Genomic DNA, 6,366 nt, shown 5'->3' on the forward strand with positions numbered 1-6,366 from the left:
TCCGTCACTTGCAAGCCTCGCTAGAATTCGCCACTGCCTTTTGGAGATGCGCATGCTGCCTTTATTACTCGCTTCAAGCTCGGTTTACCGCCGGGAATTGCTGGCCCGCCTGCAACTTGAGTTCACCTGCAGCTCGCCGGATATCGACGAAAGCCATGGTGAAAATGAATCGGCAATCAATCTGGTAAAACGCCTCGCCGAACAGAAAGCACGCGCGCTGGCGGCCAGCCACCCTGCGCATCTGATCATCGGCTCCGATCAGGTCGCCGTGCTCGGCGAGCGCATTATCGGCAAACCCCACACGTTCGAAAAGGCCCGCGAACAATTGCTTGCCTCCAGCGGCGCCAGCGTAACCTTCCTCACCGGCCTCGCGCTGCTTAACAGCCAGACCGGCGTTTGCCAGGTCGACTGCGTGCCGTTCACCGTGCACATGCGCGCGCTCGATCAGCAACGCATCGAGCGCTATCTACACGCCGAGCAGCCCTACGACTGCGCTGGCAGCTTCAAGGCTGAAGGTTTGGGGGTGAGCCTGTTTCAAAGCACCGAAGGCCCTGACGCCACCAGTCTGATCGGCCTGCCGCTGATCCGCCTGATCGACATGCTGCTGGCCGAAGGCGTGCAAATCCCCTGAGCCTGCTTATGCGCAAACGCCCGAACACCGCAATTATGTAGCAGCTGGCGAAGCCTGCGTTCGAGTGCGCAGCGCTCGCCAACCCAAGCGCCGCGTTGCTTCAGGTAGATCGCGTGCAGAAGTTTTACGACTGCTGCGCAGCCGAACGCAGGCTTCGCCAGCTGCTACAGGGATTGCGCTCACAAAAAAACCGGCCATCTCGGCCGGTTTTCTTAGGGAGCAAACTTGATCAGCGCAGCGACGGACCGTTAAACCCCATCCACATCGCCAAGTGCTCGGCCACGCTGGCGCCGAGCTTTTTCGAGAAGCGGTCGAACGTCGACTCCTGAACGGTGAAGTCCACCAGTTCTTTCTCGCCAATCACGTCACGGGCCACCGAACTGGCACTGCCCAGACCATCGATCAGACCCAGCGGCAGCGCTTGCTCACCCGACCAGACCAACCCGGAGAACAGCTCCGGATGCTCTTTGTCTTTGAGTCGATCACCACGGCCCTTCTTCACGCTGTTGATGAACTGCTGATGCGTGGTGTCGAGCACGCCCTGCCAGAACTGCGTTTCTTCAGGCTTCTGCGGCTGGAACGGATCGAGGAACGATTTGTGCTCACCCGACGTATAGGTGCGGCGCTCAACGCCGAGCTTTTCCATGGTGCCGACAAAACCGTAACCGGCCGCCGTCACGCCAATCGAACCGACCAGACTGGCCTTGTCCGCATAAATCTGGTCAGCCGCGCTGGCGATGTAATAAGCACCGGAAGCGCCCAGATCGGAAATTACCGCGTAGACCTTGGTATCCGGATGCAAACCGCGCAGGCGCTTGATTTCGTCATAAACGTAACCCGACTGCACCGGACTGCCGCCCGGGCTGTTGATGCGCAGGATCACGCCTTTGACCTTGTCGTCCTCAAACGCTGCACGCAGGCTGGTGACGATGTTGTCGGCGCTGGCAGATTCCTTGTCGGCGATCACCCCGGTGACTTCGATCAGCGCGCTGTAGTTGGAACTGCGCGCGGCGCTCTTTTCCATGTCCATCAGCGGCGTGAACAGCAGCAATGCCATGACCAGGTAAACGAAGGTCAACAGCTTGAAGAAAATCCCCCAGCGCCGCGAGCGACGCTGCTCCTGGACACTGGCCAGCAAAGTCTTTTCCAGCAACTGCCAGCTCTTGGCGTCACCTTCAGTGCTCGCCCGCTCAGGCGCTTTCCATTCGTCGGTCATGCCATCCACCCCAGCAAAAACGTATTAAGCCTGACGAAGCCAGGCATGCAATTCGGAAAAATGATCGATCGCCAGCCGCGGCTCGAACAGTTTAAGCGCCTCGATGGACTGCGCGCCGTAACTGACCGCCACGCTATCCATGCCAGCGTTGCGCGCCATCTGCAGATCGAAGGACGAATCCCCGACCATCAGCGCCTGCTGCGGCGAAACCCGGCAATGCGCGAGGATCTCTTCCAGCATCAGAGGGTGCGGTTTGCTGGCGGTTTCATCGGCGGCACGGGTGATATCGAAATATTCTTCCCAACCGTGCGCCTTCAGCACCCGATCGAGCCCGCGACGCGCCTTGCCGGTCGCCACCGCCAAGTGATAACCGGCATCGCGAAACGCCGCCATCGACTCGACCACGCCTTCGAACAACGGCGAAGGCACGGCCTCAGCAGCGATGTAGTGATCGGCGTAGTGCTGACGAAACGCAATCAGCTGGTCATCGGCAATTTCTGGATACAACGTGCGAATCGCCTCGGGCAAGCCCAGGCCGATGATGCCCTTGACCGCAAAGTCGTCGCGCAACGGGAACCCGGAGCGTTCGGAGGCGACGTGCATCGCTTCGACAATCCGACCAATGGAATCAGCCAGCGTGCCGTCCCAATCGAAAATCAGCAGTTTGTAATCAGAGGGGTGCACTCAGGCGCTCCACAGTCTTGGCCCACATCTCGTCGACCGGCGCCTGCAACTTCAGCTCGCCGCCATCCGGCAGCGGCACGGTCAGCATGTAGGCGTGGAGGAACAGGCGCTTGCCGCCCAGATCACGGATTTCCTTGCTGAAATCGTCATCGCCATACTTGCTGTCGCCGGCAATGCAGTGCCCGGCGTGCAAGGTGTGGACGCGAATCTGGTGGGTGCGGCCGGTGATCGGCTTGGCTTCGATCAGCGTGGCAAAGTCGCCGAAACGGCGCAGGACCTTGAACACGGTCACCGACTCCTTGCCCTCCTCCTCGTCGACCTCGACCATACGCTCGCCGGAGCGCAGATTGCTCTTGCCCAGCGGCGCACGGACTTGCTTGATCGAGGCCGCCCAGTTGCCGCGGACCAGCGCCATGTAGCGCTTGTCGACGCCATCACCGCGCAGCGCCGAGTGCAAGTGGCGCAACATGCTGCGCTTTTTCGCAATCATCAGCAGGCCGGAAGTGTCACGGTCGAGACGGTGAACCAGCTCCAGCTCCTTGCAGTCGGGACGCAACTGACGGAAGGCTTCGATCACCCCGTAGGTCAGGCCGCTGCCGCCGTGAACGGCAATGCCGCACGGCTTATTGATCACGATCAGGGCTTTGTCTTCGAAGACAATCGACGCTTCAAGGCGTTGCAGCAGGCCTTGTGCCAGCGGCACCGGCTCGTCGCGCTCGGGCACGCGCACTGGCGGCACGCGCACGATATCGCCCGCCTGCAGCTTGTATTCGGGCTTGATCCGACCTTTGTTCACCCGCACTTCGCCCTTGCGCAAAATGCGATAAATCAAGGTCTTGGGCACGCCTTTGAGCCGAGCGAGAAGGAAGTTATCAATACGTTGGCCGGCATATTCCGGCGAGACCTCCAGCAGTTGTACGGCTGGGGTCGAAGGGGCAGTAGTCGTCATGGCGCGGATGATAACAATTTTTTATGGAATTGAAGCACTTAATCATTGCTGCTATAGTCGCGAACGCCGCCAAAAGCGGCCTGGACAGCGGACTAACGGTCAAAAACCGGCCCTGACCAACGCAATTCACCAGGACGCGAGGCCGTCCTACGGGGCTTTCGCTACGTAACGGTGGAGTTTGCAGGTGTAACGAGCGCAGGTGACATGAGGCCTGAATCAAGCCGCAAAGCAGAGTTTTCACTCGTTTTGCTCGCCAATATTCATGGCCAGTTCACAAAGTGCAGTCAGCTGCGAATGACCCCGAGCGAATGCTTCGGAAACAACGCCTAAATTAGCCATGATGCGTGACCTCCCCTTTCGGAGCTCACGGTAAATGCCAACCCGCTGCGGATTCTGCGCGCGGCAGCACCCGAATTATCAGGGATACGTGTAGGGTGGAGATGCACAACCGCTGGACTGTGTAGCAATAGGCTTTATCAAGACGCTTCATCTCGTCCACAGCCGCCGGTTGATTCCTCCTCCTGACTGAGTGCTTAAGTAGCCACAGCAAGCAGGACGCGTACGTCGCGATAACGGCCCAATTGGCCACGTCGCTGGACACGGGAATGGCCAACCACTCCCGACGCACCTGACACCGACCGTGAGAAGTCGTGTGTGCCGAACGCCGTTTCCGGCAGCCCGGAAACCGACGGTACTACATGAAAAGAATGCTGATTAACGCAACTCAACCCGAAGAGTTGCGTGTTGCACTGGTAGATGGCCAACGCCTCTACGACCTGGACATCGAATCCGGTGCACGCGAGCAGAAGAAGGCCAACATCTATAAAGGCCGGATTACTCGCATCGAACCAAGCCTTGAGGCTGCCTTTGTCGATTTCGGCTCCGAGCGCCACGGCTTCCTGCCCCTCAAAGAAATCTCCCGCGAATACTTCAAGAAAGCCCCCGAAGGCCGCGTCAACATCAAGGACGTCCTGACCGAAGGCCAGGAAGTCATCGTTCAGGTCGAAAAAGAAGAACGCGGCAACAAGGGCGCAGCCCTGACCACGTTCATCAGCCTGGCCGGTCGTTACCTCGTGCTGATGCCGAACAACCCGCGTGCCGGCGGTATCTCCCGTCGCATCGAAGGTGAAGAGCGCAACGAACTGCGTGAAGCCCTGAACGGCCTGGTTGCTCCAGCCGACATGGGTCTGATCGTGCGCACTGCCGGCCTGGGCCGCAGCAGCGAAGAAATGCAGTGGGACCTCGATTACCTGCTGCAACTGTGGACCGCCATCAAAGAAGCCTCGCTGGATCGCTCCGCGCCATTCCTGATCTACCAGGAAAGCAACGTGATCATTCGCGCCATCCGCGATTACCTGCGCCAGGACATCGGCGAAGTGCTGATCGACAGCGTTGAAGCGCAGGACGAAGCCCTGACCTTCATCCGCCAGGTGATGCCGCAGTACGCGAGCAAGATCAAGCTGTACGAAGACAGCGTTCCGCTGTTCAACCGTTTCCAGATCGAAAGCCAGATCGAAACCGCCTTCCAGCGCGTTGTCGAACTGCCTTCCGGCGGCTCCATCGTTATCGATCCGACCGAAGCCCTGGTGTCCATCGACATCAACTCGGCGCGCGCCACCAAAGGCAGCGACATCGAAGAAACCGCCCTGCAGACCAACCTTGAAGCCGCCGAAGAAATCGCCCGTCAGTTGCGCTTGCGCGACATCGGCGGCCTGATCGTCATCGACTTCATCGACATGACCCCTGCCAAGAACCAGCGCGCCGTGGAAGAGAAAGTCCGCGAATGCCTGGAAGCCGACCGCGCTCGCGTGCAAGTCGGTCGCATCTCGCGCTTCGGCCTGCTGGAAATGTCCCGCCAACGCCTGCGTCCATCGCTCGGCGAAAGCAGCGGCATCGTCTGCCCGCGTTGCAACGGCACCGGCATCATCCGTGACGTTGAATCGCTGTCGCTGGCGATCCTGCGTCTGATCGAAGAAGAAGCCCTGAAAGACCGCACCGCCGAAGTTCGCGCACAAGTGCCGATCCCGGTGGCCGCGTTCCTGCTCAACGAAAAACGCAACTCGATCACCAAGATCGAACTGCGCACCCGTGCCCGCATCGTCATTCTGCCGAACGATCACCTCGAAACGCCGCACTTCGAAGTTCAGCGTCTGCGTGATGACAGCCCGGAAGCGCACATCAATCAGTCCAGCTACGAAATCGCTGCTGCCGCTGCCGAAGTGGAAGAAGTCCAGCCTGCCGCTGCGACCCGCACTCTGGTTCGCCAGGAAGCCGCGGTGAAAACTGCGCCGGCCCGCGCCAACGCGCCAGTGCCGACCGAAGTCGCCGCCCCTGCGCCTGTCGCAGCACCGGTTGCCGTGCCAGAGCCGAGCCTGTTCAAAGGCCTGGTGAAATCGCTGGTCAGCCTGTTCGCGACCAAAGAAGAGCCAGCCGCTCCGGTTGTGGTTGAGAAACCAGCGACCACCGAGCGTCCAGCGCGTAACGAAGAGCGTCGCAACGGTCGTCAGCAGAGCCGCAACCGTAACGGTCGCCGCGATGAAGAACGCAAACCTCGCGAGGACCGTGCACCGCGTGAAGAACGCGCACCACGTGAGCCACGCGAAGAGCGTCAACCACGCGAAGCCCGTGAAGAAACCGCTACTCCGGCCGTTGCTCGCGAAGAACGCGCACCTCGCACCCCTCGTGAAGAACGTGCACCGCGCGCGCCTCGCGAAGACCGCAAGCCTCGCGGCGGTGATCGTGAAGAACGCGTCCGTGAACTGCGTGAACCACTCGACGCCGCTCCGACTGCTGCTGCCGTAGCCGCTGTTGGCACTGTTGCCACCGCGACCACAGCGGAAGAGCGTCCAGCGCGCCAGCCACGTGAAGAACGCGCGCCACGCCAAC

Annotated in this window: 5 protein-coding genes; 2 read left to right on the forward strand and 3 right to left on the reverse strand. The window is 60.4% G+C overall.

What is annotated here, in order from left to right:
* The first annotated feature begins 52 nt into the window (after positions 1-52).
* Complete coding sequence (locus tag BI292_RS24725; protein ID WP_101209523.1) at positions 53-631, forward strand: nucleoside triphosphate pyrophosphatase; 579 nt, start codon at positions 53-55, stop codon at positions 629-631.
* Between the two features lie 229 nt (positions 632-860).
* Here the strand turns inward: BI292_RS24725 and sppA are convergent, their stop codons facing one another.
* Genes sppA through rluC form a run of 3 tightly spaced genes read right to left on the reverse strand, consistent with a single transcriptional unit; the run spans position 861 to position 3,480 of the window.
* Positions 861-1,847 carry a signal peptide peptidase SppA gene (sppA, locus tag BI292_RS24730; RefSeq protein WP_101209524.1) on the reverse strand — a complete coding sequence of 329 codons (987 nt, stop codon included), beginning with the start codon at positions 1,845-1,847 and terminating at the stop codon, positions 861-863.
* Positions 1,848-1,871: 24 nt separating this feature from the next.
* A complete protein-coding gene (locus BI292_RS24735; RefSeq protein ID WP_092279256.1) occupies positions 1,872-2,531 on the reverse strand; it encodes an HAD-IA family hydrolase in 660 nt (219 codons plus the stop codon).
* Positions 2,518-3,480, reverse strand: a complete 963-nt coding sequence (rluC, locus tag BI292_RS24740) for a 23S rRNA pseudouridine(955/2504/2580) synthase RluC (RefSeq protein WP_092279254.1) — start codon at positions 3,478-3,480, stop codon at positions 2,518-2,520. Before rluC ends, BI292_RS24735 begins: the two co-directional genes overlap by 14 nt.
* A 698-nt stretch (positions 3,481-4,178) precedes the next feature.
* Between rluC and rne the strand changes: the two genes are divergently transcribed.
* On the forward strand, positions 4,179-6,366 hold a 2,188-nt coding region (gene rne, locus BI292_RS24750; protein ID WP_178076626.1), incomplete at its 3' end, for a ribonuclease E.

This window comes from Pseudomonas sp. 43NM1 (assembly GCF_002836905.1).
Lineage (GTDB): Bacteria > Pseudomonadota > Gammaproteobacteria > Pseudomonadales > Pseudomonadaceae > Aquipseudomonas > Aquipseudomonas prosekii.

What these genes read in the sequence shown, in the direction of transcription:
- rluC (WP_092279254.1), bottom strand. Translation starts at nt 3,480, where the DNA reads ATGACGACTACTGCCCCTTCGACCCCAGCCGTACAACTGCTGGAGGTC.
- sppA (WP_101209524.1), bottom strand. Translation starts at nt 1,847, where the DNA reads ATGACCGACGAATGGAAAGCGCCTGAGCGGGCGAGCACTGAAGGTGAC.
- BI292_RS24725 (WP_101209523.1), top strand. Translation starts at nt 53, where the DNA reads ATGCTGCCTTTATTACTCGCTTCAAGCTCGGTTTACCGCCGGGAATTG.